Raw genomic sequence first — 19,407 nt, forward strand, 5'->3', positions numbered from 1 at the left:
CGATTTTTTGCTACAAGGAAGCGATATCGATGAATGCCTGTGACCTGAGCGCCGTCGAGGCGCGACGTTTGATGAGTACCAAAAAGCTCTCCGCCGTGGAGCTGACCGAGAGCTGTCTGGCCCGTATCGAAGCGATCAACCCTGCCGTCAACGCGTTGGTGGCCCAGGATGTCGACGCCTGGCGCCAGGGCGCGAAGAGCGCCCAGCGCGCCATCGACCAGGGCGAGCGTCTCGGGGCACTGCATGGCCTGCCGCTGTGCGTGAAGGATATGGTCGATGTGACCGGCCTGCCCACCACCTTCGGCAGCCAGATCTACGCCGACAACGTCGCCCAGGGCGACGACCCGATGGTGGCGCAACTGCGCGAGGCCGGCGCGCTCATGGTCGGCAAGACCAACAATCCTGAATGGAGCGCCGGGGGCAACACCCGCAACGCCGTTTATGGTGCGACCGCCAATCCGTTCGACGTGACGCGCTCCGCCGCGGGCTCCTCCGGCGGCTCTGCCGTGGCCCTGGCCTGCGGCATGGCACCGCTTGCCACCGGCTCCGACACCGGCGGCAGCCTACGCAACCCGGCGGCGTTTTGCGGCGTGGTGGGCTTTCGAGCCACTCCTGGGCTCGTGCCGGGCAACCGTGCCCAGGCCTGGCTTCCGATGTCGATGAACGGCCCCATGGCGCGCACCGTGGAGGACGCCGCGCTGATGCTTTCGACGATGATTCGCCCGGACCGCCGCGATCCCTGGACGCCGGTGGTCGACGGTCAAGCCGTTCACACGCCGGCAGCGTTTCGTCAGCTGCCCCGAGTGGATCTCTGCAGTCAGCGCGTCGCCTTCACGCCGGACTTCGGCTTCGCCATGACCGAAAAACTCGTGCGTCGAAGCTTCAGCGACAAGCTCGCCCGCTTTGGCCACGTGTTCGGCCGGCTCGACGACACCCACCCGGAATGCCCGGAAGCCGACGACACCTTCGCGGTGATTCGCGCGCTCTGCTTTTCCGGCATGCACCGCGAGCTCTTGCAGCAGTACCCGGAGCTGGTCGGCCCCAACGTGCGCGACAACGTGCGCGAGGGCGAAAGCTACTCGGCACTGGACGTGGTGCGCGCACTGACCAATCAACAGCATCTGTACCGCCATTGGCAGACGTTTTTCGAGCATCACGACTTCGTGTTGGCGCCTACTACCACCATCAGCCCGCGAGACTGGCACGAACTCTACCCCACCGAGATCGACGGCGAGCCAACCCAGAGCTACTACCACTGGCTCTCCATGGCCTACGCCTCCACACTCGCCGGCCACCCCTCGGTGACGCTGCCGACCGGTCGCGACGAAAGCGGCCTGCCCTTTGGGCTTCAGATCATCGGCCGGCGCGGCAGCGACCTGGAGACCCTGGCCTTCGCCCGGGAGCTCGAAACGCTCTTCGAGGGCGACGATGCGCTGGCACGCCCCCGGGTCGATCTGAACGATCTGCTGAAGGCGGCGCCGCTCAAGAGTGCCGAGGGCTTCATGGGGTTCTAGCGCGAACCTGACGCTTTACTTACGCCGACTGAACAAAAGGACACCGTATGGCCGACCACGCCCTCGACCACTGGCAGGCGCTCGCCCGCGCCGGCACCGACCCGCTGCTGCGCGCGCTGACCCGGCGCGAGGCGACCTTCTGGGTCAACTCGAAACGCACGATGTTTGAGAGCGTTCGCGACACGCTGCCGCTGCGCGCGGCGGACATCGACGAAGCCGCCGCACGGCTTGAGCGCTTCGCCCCCTACTTCGCTCAGGTGTTTCCGGAAACCGCCGCGGCCGGGGGCATCATCGAGTCGCCGCTACACCGCGCCGATACGCTCTCCTTCGCCGCCGCCCAGCGCTGGCGGGTCTCCGCGCCGGCAAGCCTGTGGATCAAGTGCGATAGCCACCTGCCGATTTCGGGCTCGATCAAGGCCCGAGGCGGCTTTCACGAAGTGCTGCTCCACGCCGAAACCCTGGCCCTGGAGCACGGACTGGTTGCACTCGCCGACGACTACGCCTGCTTCGCCACGGCGGCGTTCAAAACGCTGTTCGCGCACCACTCGATCGTGGTGGGCTCGACCGGCAATCTGGGGCTGAGCATCGGCATCCTGAGCGCCCAGCTCGGTTTCAAGGTCACGGTGCACATGTCCGCCGACGCCAGGCACTGGAAGAAGGCGCTGCTGCGCGAGAAAGGGGTTGACGTAGTCGAGCATCCCTCCGACTACAGCGTCGCCGTTGCCCAGGGCCGTGAGGAAGCGCTGGCCACACCGCGCTGCCACTTCGTCGACGATGAGGACTCGACGGCGCTGTTTCTGGGCTACGCCGTCGCCGCCCGGCGCCTGGCACGCCAGCTCGACGCAGAAGGCATTCGGGTAGATGCAGAGCACCCGCTGATCGTCTACCTGCCCTGCGGGGTCGGCGGTGGCCCGGGCGGGGTCGCCTTCGGTTTGAAACACGCCTTCGGTGACGCAGTGCACTGCGTGTTCGCCGAGCCCACGTCGTCACCCTGCATGCTGCTGGGCATGGCCACCGAACTGCACAACGCCATCAGCGTTCAGGATATCGGCCTCGATAATCTCACCTGCGCCGACGGCCTGGCGGTCGGGCGGCCCTCGGCGTTCGTCGGCACGCTCATGGAGCCGATGCTCGACGCGCTCTACACCGTCAGCGACGAGGAGCTCTACGCCCTGGTCGCCATGACGCAAAAGCACGAAAAGCTGGCGCTGGAACCCTCCGCCGTCGCGGGCCTGCCGGGCTTCGCGCACCTGGCCCGCGCCGACCGCGCCACGCTCGACACCCTCGGCCTTGCCGGCCACCTCGCCAAGGCCACCCACCTGGTCTGGGCCACCGGCGGCTCGATGGTGCCCGAGGAGCAGATGCGGGAGTATCTGGACAAGGGCCGCGCGGCGCTGTCCAGGGCCGAGGCGCCCATCGCCTAACCGGTCTGCGGATGCGAGCCCAGCAGGGCCTCGCGCCGCCCCGCCGGCCGCCGCAACCACAACGTCATCAGCACCACCGCCAGCAACACCTCGGCCAGGTCGCCGCCGTAGTACATCCACTGGGCGGCGGCCTGGACGTGCTCGAGAGCGTGGCCGGTGTCGCGGGGAAACCCCCAGCCGTACATCAGCTTGCCCAGCAGGCTGTGGGTGGCGATCGCGGCGAATAGCACGATCAGACGAAAGCACAGGCTTAACCGGTGGGGCGAGGTGTCGGGCTCGGCGAGGATCGCCCAGCAGAAGAGATACCCCGCAAGCAGAAAGTGCAGGTGAATCATGTAGTGAAGTAGGGAGCTTTCCAGCGAGGCGGCGTAGAGCGGCGTCAGATAAAGTACGTACATGCCGCCCACGTTGAGCAGCGTTGCGGTGACCGGGTGGGTCACCAGGCGCATGAAACGGCTGTGCAGGAACCTCACCATCCATTTCCCGCCCGCCTGGGGCAGCGTTTTGAGTAGCAGCGTCGTCGGCGCGGCCAACACCCAGAAAAGCGGCGCAAACATGCCGATCAAAAGGTGCAGCGTCATATGGCCGACCAGATCGCCATGCGCCCAGGCCATCAACAAGGGCCAGAAGGCAATGGCCAGAAGTGCGCTGCCAAAAAGGAAAAAGCCGCAGCGCCAGAGGCTCCAGCCAGACCCACCCGCCCGCTGAAGCCCGGCCGCCGCCAGATACTGGCAGGTGACGAGCACGACCAGTAAAAACGGCAGCCAGTCGAGCGGCGAAGCGGGGTGGCCGGCGTGCATTCAGCGCGCGGGCAACACGCGGGCGCGGCGCCAGAACCACGCACCGATCAGCAGAAACCCGACCGCGAAGGCATTCCAGACCAGGTCGTACATCAGCGGGTCCACTCCGTAGCGAATCTGGTGCAGGCGTAAAATCTTGTGGTTGATGAGGCCGTCGAAGAGCTGAAAGCCGCCCATCCCCAGAAAGAACCCCGCCTTCGCCCAGGCCACGCTCAAGCGCCCGCGCTGGGAGAGATCCAGCAAAAGAAACACGCCGACCACCACTGCCAAGAGCTCGAAGGCGTGCAAAAGGCCGTCGGAAAGAATGCCGAAAGCGGGGGTGGAAAAGTCGAAAAAGTGGTGCCACTGCAGCAGCTGATGAAAGACGATCTCATCGAGCGCCGCCATCGCGCCGATGCCGACCAGCACCGCCGCCCAGCGCGAGCGCTTGATGTCATGGATGTCGCGTTTGTTCGCATCGTACGTCATGGCCGAACTCCCTGATGTCGCTATCAGCGTAGGCAAGGCATTGGATGAGCGCCACCGCGGCGCGGGCCGTGATTGCCCTACCCTGCAGCGCTCTCTAGAATGGCCGGCATCGGTGTTCCGTACGGAACTTGATAGGGAATCCGAAGCGCTTCGCGCGAACCGGAACTGCCCCCGCAACTGTAGGCGGCGAGCGATGCTCACACGTGCCACTGGACATCCGTCCGGGAAGGCGAGCTAGCGACGACCCGTGAGTCAGGAGACCTGCCGACGCATCCTCACAACCAGGCCGCGCCATACGCGCGCCGATCATGCACGGGAGTGTACATGATGTTGAAGCGATCCCCGGCGCTGGCCCTGGCAGGGCTGTGCGTCTCTCTGGGCGCGCCCCCGCACGCCCAGGCCGCCACCGCCTACCCGCTAACGCTCGAAAGTTGCGGCCACGAAATCACCCTGGAAAAAGCGCCGGCGCGCGTGGTCACCATCGGCCAGGCGCCGACGGAAATGCTCTACCTGCTGGGCCTTGAAGAGCACGTGGCAGGCACCTCGCTCTGGGTCAATCCGGTGCTCGAGGCGTTTGCCGAGGCGAATGCCGACGTCGAGCGGTTGTCCGACAACGCGCCGAGCTTCGAGAGCGTGCTGGCGCAAGAGCCGGACCTGGTGATCTCTGCTTACGAGTGGATGGTCGGCCCGGCCGGCGTCGTGGGTACGCCCGCGATGTTCGATGACGCCGGCGTGCCGCTCTGGACGCTGCCCACCGAGTGTGTGGGCAAGGACAACCATCAGAGCATGGATGGCGCCCGCGAACGCCTGTTTGACCCGGCGCTGGTGTACCAGAGTATCGAAACGCTGGCCGAGATCTTCGACGTCGTCGAGCGCGGCGAGAATGCCGTGAGCGATCTTCAGGCGCGAGAAACCGCCGCAATCGAGGCCGCTCAGGCGCTCGATTTGCAGGGCGAACTGCGCGGGGTGTTCTGGTACTCCTCGGCGGACCTGGGGATCGATCCGTACGTTGCCGGCGTCAACAGCGTGCCGGACTGGATGATGACGACGCTTGGCATCGACAACGTGGTGCGTATTGATCAGGAGTGGCCGACGGTGGGCTGGGAGAGCATCGCCCGCGCCGACCCCACCTTCATCGCTGCCGCGCGCATGGATCGGCGCCGCTTTCCCGCCGACGACATCGCTGTGAAACGCGAATTCCTGCAAAACGATCCGGTCACCCGGCTGCTCGAGGCCGTCGAGCAGGACCGGCTGGTCGAGATCGACGCCCACGCCATGGATCCGTCGATTCGCAGCATCTACGCCCTCGAGACGCTGGTCGAGGCGCTGGCCGAGATGGATCTGTCGTCCTGATGGGGGCGACACGTATCGGCGCAGGTTCCGCGCGGTGGGTCTGGCTGATGCCGCTTTGTTTGATCGCGGCGCTTTTGGTCGGCGCCTCGATCGGCGAGACGCGCATCCCGCTCTCTACCGTGCTGAACGTATTGGCGAGCAAGCTTGGCATGATCGACCGGCCGCTTTCCACCCTCGACGAGGCGATCGTGTGGCACTACCGCCTGGCGCGCGCCGTCGTGGCGGCCTGCTGCGGCGCGGGGCTGGCGGTGTCCGGGGTGATTCTGCAGGCGCTGTTACGTAATTCGCTGGCCGACCCGTACCTGCTGGGCATCTCGGCGGGCGCTTCCACCGGCGCGGTCACGGTGACCGTGGCAGGCCTCGGGGCGGGAATGATCTCGATGTCCATGGGCGCCTTCGCCGGGGCACTTGCCGCCTTCAGCTTCGTGGCGCTGCTGGCGCATCTGGCCGGCGGCGGCCAGGGCGTGCGCGGCGCGGGCATTCTGATTCTCGCCGGTATCGCCGGGGCGCAGCTGTTCAACGCCTTGACCGCCTTCATCATCGCCCACTCCGCCAACGCCGAGCAGGCCCGGGGCATCATGTTCTGGCTGTTGGGCAATATGTCCGGCGTGCGCTGGCCGGACGCCTGGCTGGCGCTGCCGGTGGCCGGGGCGAGTCTGGCGGTGGCGCTTGGACACGTGCGCTCGCTCGACGCCTTCGCCTTCGGTGCGGAAAGCGCGGCGTCGCTCGGTGTGAATCTGCGGGCAACGAAGGGGCTTTTGATCGGCACGGCGGCGCTGGCGACGGCAGTGATGGTGTCGATCACCGGCGCGATCGGCTTCGTCGGGCTGGTGGTGCCCCACGCCTGTAGGCTGCTGGTCGGGGTGCGCCACCGCCGGCTGGTGCCGGCGACCGCCTTGTGCGGGGCGGTGTTCATGGTGCTGTGCGATGTCGTTTCCCGGGTGGTGATTCCCGGCCAGGTGCTGCCCATCGGCGTGATCACCGCGCTGGTCGGCGCGCCGGCGTTTGCCTACCTGATGGTGCGGGGGCGGCAGTGAGTCAAGCGATCCCGCCGCTACTGAGCGCCCGCGGCGTGAGCTTTTCGGCATCCGGGCGAAGGCTCGTCGACGGCATCGACCTCGACGTCTTTCCCGGCGAGACGCTGGGCGTGATTGGCCCCAACGGCGCGGGCAAGTCGACGCTTTTACGTCTGCTGGCCGGGCTCTTGCCGCCAGGCCGGGGCGAGGTGCGCTTCGAGGGTACGCCGCTTTCGCGCTTGAGCCGGCGCCAGATCGCCCGGCGCATGGCGCTGGTAGCGCAGCAGGCGGACACCGACGAGCGGCTCACCGCCCGCGACGCGGTGGAGCTTGGTCGCACGCCCTGGCTTGGGCGGCTGGGCCACTGGCGCGCCGAGGACACCGCCGCCGTCGACCGGGCACTTGGCGCGGTGGAGATGGAGGCGCTGGCCGACCGGCTCTGGGCCTCGCTTTCCGGCGGCGAGCGCCAACGCGTGCACATCGCCCGCGCCCACGCGCAACAACCGCAGCTGATGCTGCTCGACGAGCCCACCAACCATCTCGATATCCACCACCAGCTCGCCATTCTGGCGCTGATCAAGGCGCTGCCGATCACCGCCGTGGTCGCGCTGCACGATCTTTCTCACGCGCTGCGCTGTGACCGGGTGCTGGCGCTTCTGGAAGGCCGCGAGGTGGCGCTCGGCCCGCCGCTCGAGGTGCTGACGCCCACGCTTCTGCGCGCGCTGTTCGGCGTCGAGGCGCGGCTGGTGGACGACCCCGACGGCGACATCCCGCTCATCGCTTTCCGCCGGCTCTGCTGAAGGCGCCCACGCGGCCGGTTTCTCGAAGGGCGGCACTAGCCGCTATAATGAAACGTCAGACGCGCCCCGCCTCACTTGTCCGGGCCTTCTTCCGCTTTCAAACGAGCCTTTCATGACCCGCGTCGCCCTTTTCGTGGATACCCAGAACGTCTACTACACCGCGCGCGACGCCTTCGGTAAGCACTTCGACTACGGCGCCTTCTACCGCCGGGCGAGCGCCCATCGCGAGGTCGTCGCGGCCTTTTGCTACGCCACCGACAAGGGAGATTCGGGGCAGCGCAAGTTTCAAAACGCGCTGCGCCATATCGGTTTCGAGGTCAAACTGAAGCCTTTCATTCAGCGCGGCGATGGCTCCGCCAAGGGCGACTGGGACGTGGGCATTACGCTCGACGCCATCGAGTACGCCGAGCGGGCCGATGTCATCGTACTGGTGTCGGGCGACGGCGACTTCGACCTGCTGGCCGAGAAGATTCGCCGGGTGCACGGTAAGCGCGTCGAAGTGTACGGCGTGGCCGCCCTCACCGCCGCCTCGCTGATGCGCGCGGCGAGCGAGTTCGTGCCCATCGAGGGCGAACTATTGCTCAGCTAGACTGACCAAGCCAGGCATCGATTTCACGAATGACGGTCTCCGGGTGGGTCATGTGAGTGCAGTGCCCGACGCACGGTAGCTCCCGGAGCGTGCTCTGCGGCATGCGCGCATGCATATAGCGCCCCACCGCGGGGCTTGCCAGTGAGTCGACCTGGCTTTGCAGCAGCAGCGCCGGAGGCGTCACCCGGGGAAGCAGGTGCCGGTAGTCGGCGAAGAAGGTCGCCTTGGCGAATACCTTGGCCACGACCGGATCGGTGGAGCAGAAGCTTTCCGAGAGCTCGCCGATCAGCTGTTCCGAGCTTTCCGGGCCCATCACCAGCGGCGCCAGATAGTGAGCCCAGCCGATGTAGTTGCGATCCATCAGCTCGATCAGTTCTTCGAGATCGGCGCGCTCGAAGCCGCCCTGGTACTCCGGCCCCACGTTGAGAAAACAGGGCGAGGGGCAGATCATGATCTGGCTGGCAATACGCTCGGGGATCTCGAGCGCCGCCAGCTGCCCGATCGTGGCGCTGACGGAGTGGCCGACGAAATGAACGTCGCGTAAATCGAGCGTCTTACAGATCTCCACGACGTCCTGCGCGTAACCCTCCAGCGTGGCGTAGCGCGCCTGGCTGAACGCCGACAGCTGCGAGCGCCCCGAGCCGACGTAGTCGAACAGCACCAGCGTGTAGCGCTTTGAAAGCGTGGGCACGACGTACTGCCACACCCGCTGATCGCAGCCGAAGCCGTGGGCCAGCACGAGCGTTTTTGCCCCTTCTCCTGTCACGGTCACGTTATTGCGCGCCGTGATGGATGTCCTGTTCAGCAAACCCGGTGACTCCTCAGTTATCCTGTGTGCCGTGCGCTTGTGTGCCGTACTTTTGATCAAACTCGCTGTGTGTCCACCGCTCAACCCAGCCGGGGAACTCGTCAGCGGGCATGGGGCGGGCGATATAGTAGCCCTGGCCCGCTTCGCAGCCCAGCGCCACCAGCTTTTGACTGTGCTGCAGCGTTTCCACCCCTTCGGCGATCACGCCGCACTCGAAAGCGCCGGCAAAGCCGATCACCCCCTTGAGGATCGCCAGGTCGCCGGGGCGAGTGAGCATGTTCTGCACGAAGCTGCGATCGATCTTGAGCGTATCCACGGGCAAGTCGCGCAGCTGGCTCAGGGAGGAGTAGCCGGTACCGAAATCGTCCAGCGACACCTTGAGCCCCAGCGCGCGGCAGGCGTTGATGATCATGGCCGCCTGCGCCGCATCCTCGATCGCGCTGGTTTCCAGCACCTCCAGTTCGATATTTGCTTTCGGCACCTCGGGTACGTCCGCCAGCATCGTGCCCAGCTCCTGCAAAAATTGCGGATGCTGTAAATGGTAGCCATCGATATTGATGCTGACGCTCAGGTTCAGGCCCTGTTCGCGCCACGTCTGCATTTGCAGCAGCGCCGTCATGATCACCCAGCGCCCAAGCCGAATGCCGCTTGGCGTGTTCGAGAGCACCGGCAAAAACGCCTGCGGGCCCAGCAGGCCCTGCTCGGGATGCAGCCAGCGGATGAGCGCCTCGGCGCCCAGCACCTCCCCTGTTCGCATGTTGACCTTGGGTTGATAGAAGAGCCGAAACTGTTCGGCGACCAGCGCCTCGTCGAGGCCTGAAAGCGCGGCATGGCGTTCTTTCTGAACGATCTCGCCGTCGCTGTCGAAAAGGCAGACCTGGTTCTTGCCCGCCAGCTTGGCCTGATACATCGCCTGATCCGCTTGGCGAATCAGCTGGTCGGGCTCCAGCGTGTTGGACTGCGGATAAAACGTGATACCGATACTGGCCGAAAGACTCAGCGACACGCCATCGATCAATAGCGGCGCTGCCAGCCGTTGCGTCAGCCGGTTCCAGATCGGCTCATCCAGCGCCCGGGAAAAGCGGCCATCGAGCACCACGACGAATTCGTCGCCGCCGAACCGTGCGACCAGATCCTGCTGGCGCAGCGTGTCGGCCAAGCGCCTGGCGGCCTGCTGCAGCGCCTTGTCACCGGTCTCGTGGCCATGGCGGTCGTTGATCGCCTTGAAGCCGTCCAGATCGATGAGCGCCAGCGCGAAACCGGCGCTCCCCGGGCGGGCGCAGTCGATCTTGTGATCCAGATGTTTGCTCAAGGCTGCCCGGTTGGGCAGCCCCGTCAGCGGATCGGCGTGCGAGAGCGAACGCAGAAGCGCCACCTTCTGCTCCAGCAGTTGCTGGGTCTTCTTCAGTTCCACGTAGAGCTGCTCGGAGCGCTGGGCATTGGCGATGCTCCAGAAACAGCGCTGACAGGCGTCATCGTGCACTGCGCTGACCATCACCGGCAGGCTCTGGCCACTGGGCGACCTCATCGTCAAGCGAATCTCTTCGCACTGCCCCTCTCGCGCCAGCGCCGGAACGATGAACGACTCACAAAGAATCTGCGACGCCTTGCTGAAAAGATCGAACAGCTCCCTCCCCGCCAGCGCCGCGGGCGAGTGGCCATACTGCTCCATCATGTACTGATTGCTGTAAAGCACCCGGCGCCGCGCATCCGTCACCAGGCACCCCACCGGGAATTCATCTAACGAGAGCAGGCTGGGTGTGTACATGGCGGCGCGGGCCTTAAAAACGAACTGACGAGTTTAAATGGGGCGGCGATCATCCGGGGAAAAACGAGGTGTTCCATCGCGTCTGCCAACGTAAGGAATTGATACAATAGGGCAGGTTCTTACTGATCCCCATATGCTCAATAAATTACTTTAACTCATATTAAAGAATGAGTAATCCTTCATCGAAACCGACGATCCGCAGGGCTTGATGTAGCGGCGATGTCGCCAAAAGAAATCCCCTGTTTAAAACGCGCGAGATTTTACAGCAGGTCAACAATTACCTTAGCGGTTCCTGCTAGAGCGGCAAAATCGGAGGCGCAAGAGGTATCGCCCGTTTTGAGAGGCAGCATACGAGCGGCTACCTTGTTTATCATGGCAACCCGCTCAAACGAGTCATCCAACGAGGAAAAGCTTCATGCAGTATGTCATCACGGCCTACGACTTTACCGATGAAGACGCCCTTTCACGCCGAATGGCGAATCGTGAGGCGCATTTAGCAGGGGTTAAAAAGCTGATCGCACAAGGACGCTTTTTAAGCGGCGGTGCGATTCTGGATGACGAAGGGCAAATGATCGGCTCCACGATTCACGTCGCTTTCGAGAATCGTTCGGCGCTTGACGAGTGGATCGACCAGGATCCCTATACCCTGGGGCGAGTATGGGAAACCTTCGATATCCGCGAAGTACGCCTCGTGCCGGTCGACGCGTGAACGTACTTCTCTAAAACGCCACCGCTCCGTCGGCATCGAGCCGATGGGGCGGTGAGAGCGCTATCGTAAAGCAGCGCTATGATTTACGCTCGGCGTTTACTGGTCGCCTTTGAACTCGTCAAGGCCGTAGCTGCGCTCCATTTCGCGCTGGTCACCATCGAAGCCGCTGACGTCGACCGTACCGTCTTCATCAATGTCGATATCTTCGAAGCGGTCAAAACCGTCCTGGCTTGCGCGGTCGAGCACGCTGTTGAGCTGCTGCGCGTCCAGCCCCCAGGGCGCGACCTGGGTCGGGGTGGACGACTGCTCGTCCAGCCCCCAAGAGGCAACTTGGGTCTCGGTAGACGACTCGTGCATGACTTCCCCGCTTTCGACGTTAAGCGTCAGCTCATACCCTTGGCCGCCGGCATCCCAGCCTTCGACCTCAAACTCCATCGCGCCGCGTTCTTCATCGATTTGAATTTCACGAAACAAGGCGACACCGGCGTTGTTGGCTTGCTCAATCATGTTGGCAAACGCTGCCTGGTCGAGCGCTTGTTGGTAGTCGTCCTGCTCGGCCATGGCAGCTTGACCAAGACCCAGCGTGGCGATGGCGGTGATAGCGAGTGCGATTGCTGTCTTTTTCATGGTGACCATCCTTTTTCAATGAAATGACGCTTCGCTGTACAAGATAGCTTGTTGATGCTGGGCTGTCTCATTCAGTGGAGAGCACTCTACGGCGCGCTAACTTACTCGCGCGTGATGCATACGTTCACATTGCGTTCACACACCGAGACGTCACCTGCGGACTCGCTGTGCCTTGATTTTTTCATGCTGCACTCCGTTTGCCTCCTTATAGGCCGGAGAATATTGACGGCGCATGCACCTATTTTAGGGAATGGTTACGCAGGCAAACCGCTCCCTTACGTACGAAAACTACAAATTTTGATAAAAGGTGAAAAATGACTCTTCGTTATTCGACTAATTAATCATATGAGCAAATGATCAACCCGCCTTATATTCATGCAATTGATACACAAATTCGCGATACCAGCTTTAAACATGCAATCCATGCACGCCATAAATACCTTAAAAATACTATAAAATTTGAGTTTAGATATGCATTTCAACAAGTTGGACCTTAATCTACTGGTCGCCTTGGACCATATGCTAGCTCTTCAGTCGGTCAGCCAAGCGGCAGAGCGCATGAATCTTACCCAATCTGCCATGTCAAACGCCTTGACAAGATTAAGAGGCTACTTCGACGACCCTCTCCTTGTTCAGGTAGGACGTCGAATGGAACTGACCCCCCGCGCGCAATCAATGAAGCACTCTGTACGCGATATTTTGGTACGTGTAGAGGCTACAGTATCGACAGATATCTTATTTGACCCGAGTCAATCTACCCGCAAATTTCGTATCATCCTATCGGATTTCGTCATGTCCACGTTGATCCCCAGGGTGCTAGAACTAATCGATATAAAGTCATCAGGTATTTCGTTCAGCTTTTTACCTCAGATTGAAACACCTCACTTAGCGATCGAAAAAGGCGATGCCGATCTGTTGGTGGCGCCTGAGCCACTCCTCTCGACCGAGCATCCTAATGAGCACCTTTTCAATGAAAGATACGTATGCATAACGTGTGCTCAAAGCCGGCATCATGGCCAGGAAATGAACCTGGCACGCTACTGCGGCGCACGCCATGTAAAGATGGTACCTTCGACTGGAGCTGCAACGTTTGAACAAAAGTGGGTTGAAAAACTGGGTATAGAACGCGACATCGCTTTAACCAGCTATACGTTTTCTTCGCTTCCTCACTTGATTATGGGCAGCGACCGTATTGCCACTGTGCACGAGCAACTTGCAGAGACTTATAAAGAATCATTACCCATAGATATTCACCCTCTTCCCTTCGACATTCCTATGCTTGAAGAACGTATTCAGTGGCATGCCTATCGTGATCAGGATCCCGGTATTCAATGGTTAGTAGAAATGATGAGGCGAGCAGCAAAGGAGCTTCTTTAACCTATCGTCGCTTTCCTGAGGGGGCCATAAAATGATGATTGCCAAGGCATACCGTTATCGGTCAGCACTACTGTCAGGATATTAAAGGGACTCTTCTCTTCCACCCGCTTAATGAACGCCCGTGCATCTTTCATGGGCTGGCTGTGCCCGACTTTCCGATACACCCAGCACCCTGAACGATCAGTAGCCACGTACAGGTGTTTCTACTGCTCGGCAGGCATCTGGGGGAGGTGCTTGGATGACGAAGGGCGCATGATCGGCTCTACGATTCACGTCAATTTCGAGAATCGTTCGGTGCTTGACGAGTGGATCGACCAGGATCCCTATACCCTGGGACGAGTATGGGAAACCTTCGATATCCTCCAAGTACGCCTCGTGCCGGTCGACGCTTGAACGTACTTCTCTAAAACGCCACCGCCCCGTCGACATCGAGCCGACGGGGCGGTGAGAGCGCTATCGTAAAGCAGCGCTATGATTTACGCTCGGCGTTTACTGGCCGCCTTTGAACTCGTCAAGGCCGTAGCTGCGCTCCATTTCGCGCTGGTCACCATCGAAGCCGCTGACGTCGACCGAGCCGTCCTCATCGAGGTCGATATCTTCGAAGCGGTCAAAACCGTCCTGGCTTGCGCGGTCGAGCACGCTGTTGAGCTGCTGCGCGTCCAGTCCCCAGGGCGCGACCTGGGTTGCGGTGGACGACTCGTGCATGACCTCACCGCTTTCGCCATTGAGCGTCAGCTCAAACGCTTGGCCATCGGCATCCCAGCCTTCGACTTCAAACTCCATCGTGCCGCGCTCTTCGTCGATCTGTAGCTCACGAAACGATGCAACACCGGCGCTTTCGGCTTGCTGGATCATGTCGGCAAACGCGGCCTGGTCGAGCGCTTCCTGATAGTCGTTCTGGTCGGCCATGGCGGCTTGGCCGAGACCCAGCGTGGCGGCGGCGGTAATAGCGATGGCGATTGCTGTCTTTTTCATGGTGATCATCCTTTTCAATGAAATGACGCTTCGCTGTACAAGATGCCTGTTGGTGCAGGGCTGTCTCATCCAGTGGTGATCACTCTACGGCGCACTACCTTACTCGAGCGTGATGCAGACGTTCATATTTTGTTCACACTCCGCAACCTGGATTTCCCCTTCGCCACGCATGTGCGCAGGTCCCTGACAGCGGCGTTCATGCCTTGCAGAATTAAAGATCGTCGGTTACGGGTCGATTTAATAGGCCGGGGGCATTTCACTTTTCTTACAGGTTACCGAGCGCTCAATGACCGAAAACGCATCGACACCTTTCAGGAATGACGCGCACTACGCTGCCGCTACCCGGGGCGCCTCGCGGGTATTCATTGGTGTCATCTGCGCACTGTTTCTGGCAGCGGGAGCAACGCTCGTTTATCTGGCGCTTTCCCTGGATGCTCATCAGGTGCGCCAAAGCGAAGTCTACGCCGCAAGAGCGCTCCAGAGCCGCGAGGACAAGACCGGCACGGCACTGGCGGACTACGCGTTCTGGCTCGACGCCTATCGCTATACCCAGGATACCATCGATACGAACTGGACCTTCGAGCGCGACAATATCGGCCCGTCGCTCTTTGAGACGTACGGCCTGGAAGGCGTTTTCATTGTGGGGCCAACGGGCGCAACGCGCTACGCCGTTGTCAACGGCGCCCGCAGCGATGTCACCGCACGCGACTGGATCACGGGCGATTTGGTAGCGCTGCTTGACCGCGCTCAAACGGCCTCGCTGGAAGATGATATTTCCTACGCCTACTTTTCGGTCAACGGCACTCCCGCCATTACCTACGCCGCCGTCATCCGGCCGGACAGCACTTATCAACAGTTCGATCAGCTCTCCTACCTGGTGTTCGTCGATATATTGGGCAAGGCCGACCTTCTGGAGCTCGCGCAGGACTTCAACCTGCGCGAGCTGGCGGCGGTACCGGGTATCACTCGGGCGCCCTCCCCCTCGCTGGCGCTTCAACGGGGTATCGGCGAAGGTGTCACCTTTCAATGGAAAAGCGAAGCGATGGGCCGCTCGGTTCTGGTTCGCTTTTTGCCGATGCTGTTGCTGCTGGGCGTTCTGACCACGCTGCTGATCGTGCGCCTGCGTCGACGCGTTCATCAGGCGAGCGAAAAAATAGAGCGGGCACAGCACGAACTGCGTATCAGCGAGCAGCGGTTCAAGAACATCTCCGAGGCGTCATCGGACTGGATCTGGGAAACCGACGCCCAACAAACGCTGACCTATCTCTCCGAGCGCTTTGCGCAACTCACTGGCCTTGCGCGCCGCGACTGGATTGGACGCCCCTTGAGCGACCTGCTCGGCCACGACCCCGCCAGGCTTGCCTGCGCGGCGAAACACGGCAACGCGCCTGGACGCAAGCCGATAGCCTGTGACCTGCGCGACAGCCAGGGCCAGCGGCGCCATTGCCAGCTTTTCGCCTGTGAAGTGCGCGAGGCGCAGCGTCTTCAGGGCTATCAGGGCACCGTGTGCGACATCACCCCAGAAATCGAGGCGAGAGCCCACATCGAGCACATCAGTCATCACGATGCGCTGACCGGACTGGCGAACCGCCACTACCTACATGACTATCTCGATCACTGCCCTGGCATCAGTGCAAGCGCCAGCCAGCCGATGTTCCTGTTTGCCCTGGACCTTGACCGCTTCAAACCGGTCAACGACACGTTCGGTCACGCTGCCGGCGATACCGTGCTCAAGGAGGTAGCCCGCGCTATCCGCCGCTGCACTCGTGAAAACGACTTTATCGCACGCCAGGGCGGCGACGAGTTCGTCATCGTGGCCCCCGATTGCCATACGAAGGAGCACGCCGAGCGTCTGTGTCAGCGCCTGATCGAGCAGATCAACCAATCGATTAGCCTCGGCGACAGCGAGGTCAACATAGGCACCAGTATCGGCGTTGTCGCCGCCCCGGAACATGGCTCCAGCGCCGAGGAGCTCTTACGCTACGCCGATATTGCGCTTTACGAGGCAAAAGCAGGCGGCCGTAACCGCTTCTGCTTTTTTGAGCCGACGATGACTGAGCGCCTCATGGAGCGCCGGCAGCTGGAAATCGATATGCGTCAGGCGCTTTGCCGGGGCGAGTTTCGCATCGTTTTCCAGCCGCGTTACGACGCGCTCTCGCAAGCGGTGCTGGGCGCCGAGGCGCTGGTGCGCTGGGCGCATCCGACCCGCGAGCTGCTGAGCCCCGCCTGTTTTATTCCTTTAGCCGAAGAGACTGGATTCATCTTCGAGCTCAGTGATTGGGTGCTGCGAGAAGCTTGCCAAAATGCCCTGTCCTGGGAGGAGGCGCTGATCGTGTCGGTGAATCTCTCCGCCGTGGAGTTTCAGCGCTCGGATCTGGTCGAGCGTATCGATCGCGTGCTCAGGGAAACCGGCATCGCGGCACACCGACTGGAGCTTGAGATCACTGAAAACGTCATGCTCGAGGACGCTACGTCCGCGCTGACCACCATGCTCGAGCTCAAGGCGCTTGGGGTACGGCTGTCGATGGACGACTTCGGCACCGGCTACTCTTCGCTGAGCTACCTGCGCCGCTACCCTTTCGACGGCATCAAGATCGATCGCAGCTTCATCATGGGGCTGGATCAGTCGCAGAGCAGCCAGGCCATCGTGGACGCCATCATCAGCATGGGCCACGCGCTCTCCCTGACCGTGACGGCGGAAGGGATCGAAACCGCCGAGCAGCTGGGCCGGTTGACGGCGCTCACTTGCGACCAGGCACAGGGCTTCTACCTGGCCAAGCCCATGTCACCAGAAAGTTTTCAGCGCCTTCTCACAACGCCGACCAACCCGTAATGTAACCACCGCCGCCAGCACGGGTTTATCTCTTTAGCCACGCGAGCGTGGGCCGCACCCGTTTGTCTTGCGCACCAATGTTTTAACGCTCAACGCCGTCAAACGGGTAAGATGAGCGCATGCGCTCGCCTCTCTCTTGCTGGCGCAGCGTATCGGCATCTTTTTCCCGTTTGGGGCACAAGGAGCGTGGCTCGCTATGGTTCGACATCGCACACTGCTCGAGAGCGTTCTGCTCCTGATCCCCCGACTTGCGGCCTTCGCCTGGCGGGTGCTTACGCACTTTCTGCACAACCGCGGCATCCTGCTGGCCGGTGGCGTGGGCTACAACATCCTGCTTTCCATCGTGCCGCTTTTCGCCCTGCTGGGCGTGATGCTGACCCGCGTGGTGGACGAGCAGCATCTGCTCAACGTGCTCTCGGTGCAGGCACGCCACTTGGCCCCAGCGCACGCCGAGGTGGTGATGGACGCGGTACGCGGGCTACTGGATTCGCGCGATGTCATCAGCATTCTGAGCTTTCCGATTCTGCTGCTTTTAAGCTCGTTTGCCTTTCGCATGCTCGAAGACGCGCTGGCGCTGATCTTTCACACCTCGGAAACCCCACAGCGGCGCCTCTGGGTATCGGTGCTGCTGCCCTACGCCTTCATGCTGGTACTCGGCGCGGGGCTATTGGCGCTCACGCTGGTCGTCACGCTGATCAGCTCGCTCAATACGCTGGCGCTGGCGCTCTTTGCTCAGCAACTGCCGCTGGCCGGTCTCTCCGGGCCGGTGCTCAACCTGATCAGCTTTTTTGGGGTGTTTCTGCTCTTCAGCGCCGTCTACAAGATTCTACCGGTGGTCAAGATCGCCCTAAAGCGCGCGATCATCGGCGGCTTCGTCGCCGCGCTTTTGTGGGAAGGGGTCCGGCTCTTGCTGGTCTACTACTTCGCGCATCTATCCTTCGTCAACGCCATCTACGGCTCGCTGGCCGCGCTCATCATCGTGCTGCTGAGCCTGGAAATCGGCGCCATCATTTTGCTGTTGGGCGCGCAAGTGATCGCCGAACTCGAGCGTAACTCGCGGCTGGGGCTCAAGTGGTACGTGGATCCGGATCGGGCGGCGATTAGTCGGGTGGATTGAGGGAATGACTTCAAAAGAACTCGCTATTTTGTCGTCAAATCAAATGCTCTCCTCTATTTAGACCTATTAACACCTTACTGCGCTCAAAAGGGAACTGACCTTCAAAATGGCTTACGCCTTTAAACTCATGGTTTGTGGCAGCTAATCTCCACTCTTCCCTAGTGGTTAAGTGCAATTGACATAGCCTATACATGGGGTTACTTCGCCTCCTCTAGCCAGTGAAACAAATCACGTAGTGAAATTTGAACAGGATCAGGCTATCCATTTAAGAAGACTATCTACTCTGTATTTCACTCCTTACATGTTGCGTCATACGTCATCATTGGAGTAAAAAGAATTTATGAAAGCAATCAAGACGTAAAATATCATTCATATAGTGAGGTATATGACATGAATCCAACGCCAAGCCAGATACGAGTCGCAGTAAAACTGGTGCAAGAAACCGACTTTAACAAGCATGCTTATCTTCCCAGTCCTGAGCAGCAGGAAATTCTTCGGTTAGCAGGGATAGCTCCACTAGAGGGTGGAGATCCCGATGCTCCGGGGTTAAAAGGACTTTGGGTACCAAACCCAAGCTCTGGACAAGCGCCCTCACCTATTGAGTTCAGTTACTATAAGTCTCTTCGAAATGCTAGGCGAGCTCCCGAGCACCGGATAGGCAGGGAGGTCACTTCCAGAATTGAAGTAGGCAGGTATTTGTATATAGCGTGGGACGGTACTTCCGTATTATTTTATATGCGCAACTCTCCTGCTTCATCTGTATAAGTTATTTATACAAAGCAACATCGACAACTATATTATTCTTGGATTTTTTCGCTACAGAGCAACTCCAGGTTCAAAACAGGTTGGTGCATGTTCGTATTAAAAATACTCCCCCTTATGTTGATCATTTTCAATGCGAAGATGAGAATTGTTCTTATTAACCTGAGCAGTTACTAGCCATTCGTAATGGCCTACGCCCATTCCTGCAACTTGGTTGAATAAACAGAAACCCAATCTTTAATATTATATCGAACGCCCTTCCTAGACATAGCAATAGCAGCCTTGATCGCTTTTCGATGCAATAATCGGCTTATTAAAGGTAAGGAACAGTTAAAATCAAAAAGCCCACGACAACGTCGTGGGCTTTTTAGCAATTCTGGCGCGCCCGGCAGGATTTGAACCTGCGACCCTCGGCTTCGGAGGCCGATACTCTATCCAACTGAGCTACGGGCGCGTAGGGGGCGTAT

General features: G+C 60.9%; 17 protein-coding genes, 1 tRNA gene and 1 riboswitch. Of the genes, 11 read left to right on the forward strand and 7 right to left on the reverse strand.

Annotation, left to right across the window (positions count from 1 at the left end):
• The first annotated feature begins 29 nt into the window (after positions 1–29).
• Both OCT39_RS15735 and OCT39_RS15740 read left to right on the forward strand, forming a co-directional pair.
• A complete protein-coding gene (locus OCT39_RS15735; RefSeq protein WP_263585380.1) occupies positions 30–1,514 on the forward strand; it encodes an amidase in 1,485 nt (494 codons plus the stop codon).
• Between the two features lie 47 nt (positions 1,515–1,561).
• Positions 1,562–2,938 (forward strand): D-serine ammonia-lyase, encoded by a 1,377-nt coding sequence (locus tag OCT39_RS15740; protein WP_263585381.1) that lies wholly within the window; start codon positions 1,562–1,564, stop codon positions 2,936–2,938.
• On the opposite strand, the gene OCT39_RS15745 is transcribed toward OCT39_RS15740, so the two are convergent.
• Both OCT39_RS15745 and OCT39_RS15750 read right to left on the reverse strand, forming a co-directional pair.
• Entirely contained in the window at positions 2,935–3,738 is an 804-nt protein-coding gene (locus OCT39_RS15745; RefSeq protein ID WP_263585382.1) for a cytochrome c oxidase assembly protein, read from the reverse strand. The genes OCT39_RS15740 and OCT39_RS15745 overlap by 4 nt on opposite strands.
• Positions 3,739–4,206 carry a DUF2243 domain-containing protein gene (locus OCT39_RS15750; RefSeq protein ID WP_263585383.1) on the reverse strand — a complete coding sequence of 156 codons (468 nt, stop codon included), beginning with the start codon at positions 4,204–4,206 and terminating at the stop codon, positions 3,739–3,741.
• 93 nt (positions 4,207–4,299) lie between these two features.
• A riboswitch (cobalamin riboswitch) is annotated at positions 4,300–4,490 on the forward strand.
• A 43-nt stretch (positions 4,491–4,533) separates the two neighbouring features.
• Here OCT39_RS15750 and OCT39_RS15755 point away from each other — a divergent pair.
• The 4 genes from OCT39_RS15755 (at position 4,534) to OCT39_RS15770 (ending at position 7,964) form a co-directional block, all read left to right on the forward strand.
• Complete coding sequence (locus tag OCT39_RS15755) at positions 4,534–5,559, forward strand: ABC transporter substrate-binding protein (RefSeq protein WP_263585384.1); 1,026 nt, start codon at positions 4,534–4,536, stop codon at positions 5,557–5,559.
• Positions 5,559–6,596 (forward strand): FecCD family ABC transporter permease, encoded by a 1,038-nt coding sequence (locus tag OCT39_RS15760; protein WP_263585385.1) that lies wholly within the window; start codon positions 5,559–5,561, stop codon positions 6,594–6,596. The genes OCT39_RS15755 and OCT39_RS15760 overlap by 1 nt, the downstream gene beginning before the upstream one ends.
• Positions 6,593–7,375, forward strand: a complete 783-nt coding sequence (locus OCT39_RS15765) for an ABC transporter ATP-binding protein (RefSeq protein ID WP_263585386.1) — start codon at positions 6,593–6,595, stop codon at positions 7,373–7,375. The genes OCT39_RS15760 and OCT39_RS15765 overlap by 4 nt, the downstream gene beginning before the upstream one ends.
• A 112-nt stretch (positions 7,376–7,487) precedes the next feature.
• Positions 7,488–7,964 carry an NYN domain-containing protein gene (locus tag OCT39_RS15770; protein ID WP_263585387.1) on the forward strand — a complete coding sequence of 159 codons (477 nt, stop codon included), beginning with the start codon at positions 7,488–7,490 and terminating at the stop codon, positions 7,962–7,964.
• Here OCT39_RS15770 and OCT39_RS15775 read toward each other — a convergent pair.
• Together OCT39_RS15775 and OCT39_RS15780 are read right to left on the reverse strand one after the other, a co-directional pair.
• Positions 7,957–8,772: an alpha/beta fold hydrolase gene (locus tag OCT39_RS15775; protein WP_263585388.1), complete on the reverse strand. Its 816-nt coding sequence runs from the start codon at positions 8,770–8,772 to the stop codon at positions 7,957–7,959. The genes OCT39_RS15770 and OCT39_RS15775 overlap by 8 nt on opposite strands.
• Before the next feature lie 13 nt (positions 8,773–8,785).
• Positions 8,786–10,540, reverse strand: a complete 1,755-nt coding sequence (locus tag OCT39_RS15780; RefSeq protein WP_263585389.1) for a GGDEF and EAL domain-containing protein — start codon at positions 10,538–10,540, stop codon at positions 8,786–8,788.
• A 415-nt stretch (positions 10,541–10,955) separates the two neighbouring features.
• Between OCT39_RS15780 and OCT39_RS15785 the strand changes: the two genes are divergently transcribed.
• The gene (locus tag OCT39_RS15785; RefSeq protein ID WP_263585390.1) at positions 10,956–11,249 is read left to right on the forward strand and encodes a YciI family protein; all 294 of its coding nucleotides are present in this window, start codon (positions 10,956–10,958) and stop codon (positions 11,247–11,249) included.
• A 96-nt stretch (positions 11,250–11,345) separates the two neighbouring features.
• Here OCT39_RS15785 and OCT39_RS15790 read toward each other — a convergent pair whose 3' ends face one another.
• Positions 11,346–11,876: a PepSY domain-containing protein gene (locus OCT39_RS15790; RefSeq protein ID WP_263585391.1), complete on the reverse strand. Its 531-nt coding sequence runs from the start codon at positions 11,874–11,876 to the stop codon at positions 11,346–11,348.
• 471 nt (positions 11,877–12,347) lie between these two features.
• On the opposite strand from OCT39_RS15790, the gene OCT39_RS15795 reads away from it, so the two are divergent.
• Positions 12,348–13,253, forward strand: coding sequence for a LysR family transcriptional regulator (locus tag OCT39_RS15795; protein ID WP_263585392.1), 906 nt, complete (start codon positions 12,348–12,350; stop codon positions 13,251–13,253).
• 252 nt (positions 13,254–13,505) lie between these two features.
• Positions 13,506–13,646 carry a hypothetical protein gene (locus OCT39_RS15805; protein ID WP_263585393.1) on the forward strand — a complete coding sequence of 47 codons (141 nt, stop codon included), beginning with the start codon at positions 13,506–13,508 and terminating at the stop codon, positions 13,644–13,646.
• 96 nt (positions 13,647–13,742) lie between these two features.
• On the opposite strand, the gene OCT39_RS15810 is transcribed toward OCT39_RS15805, so the two are convergent.
• Complete coding sequence (locus OCT39_RS15810) at positions 13,743–14,228, reverse strand: PepSY domain-containing protein (protein ID WP_263585394.1); 486 nt, start codon at positions 14,226–14,228, stop codon at positions 13,743–13,745.
• Positions 14,229–14,514: 286 nt separating this feature from the next.
• Between OCT39_RS15810 and OCT39_RS15815 the strand changes: the two genes are divergently transcribed.
• Both OCT39_RS15815 and OCT39_RS15820 read left to right on the forward strand, forming a co-directional pair.
• On the forward strand, positions 14,515–17,061 hold the full coding sequence (locus OCT39_RS15815) for an EAL domain-containing protein (protein ID WP_263585395.1): 2,547 nt from the start codon (positions 14,515–14,517) through the stop codon (positions 17,059–17,061).
• Positions 17,062–17,257: 196 nt separating this feature from the next.
• Positions 17,258–18,178 (forward strand): YihY/virulence factor BrkB family protein, encoded by a 921-nt coding sequence (locus OCT39_RS15820; RefSeq protein ID WP_263585396.1) that lies wholly within the window; start codon positions 17,258–17,260, stop codon positions 18,176–18,178.
• A gap of 1,139 nt (positions 18,179–19,317) precedes the next feature.
• On the opposite strand, the gene OCT39_RS15825 is transcribed toward OCT39_RS15820, so the two are convergent.
• Positions 19,318–19,394 (reverse strand) — tRNA-Arg (locus OCT39_RS15825).
• Positions 19,395–19,407 lie beyond the last annotated feature (13 nt).

This window comes from Halomonas sp. GD1P12 (assembly GCF_025725645.1).
Lineage (GTDB): Bacteria > Pseudomonadota > Gammaproteobacteria > Pseudomonadales > Halomonadaceae > Vreelandella.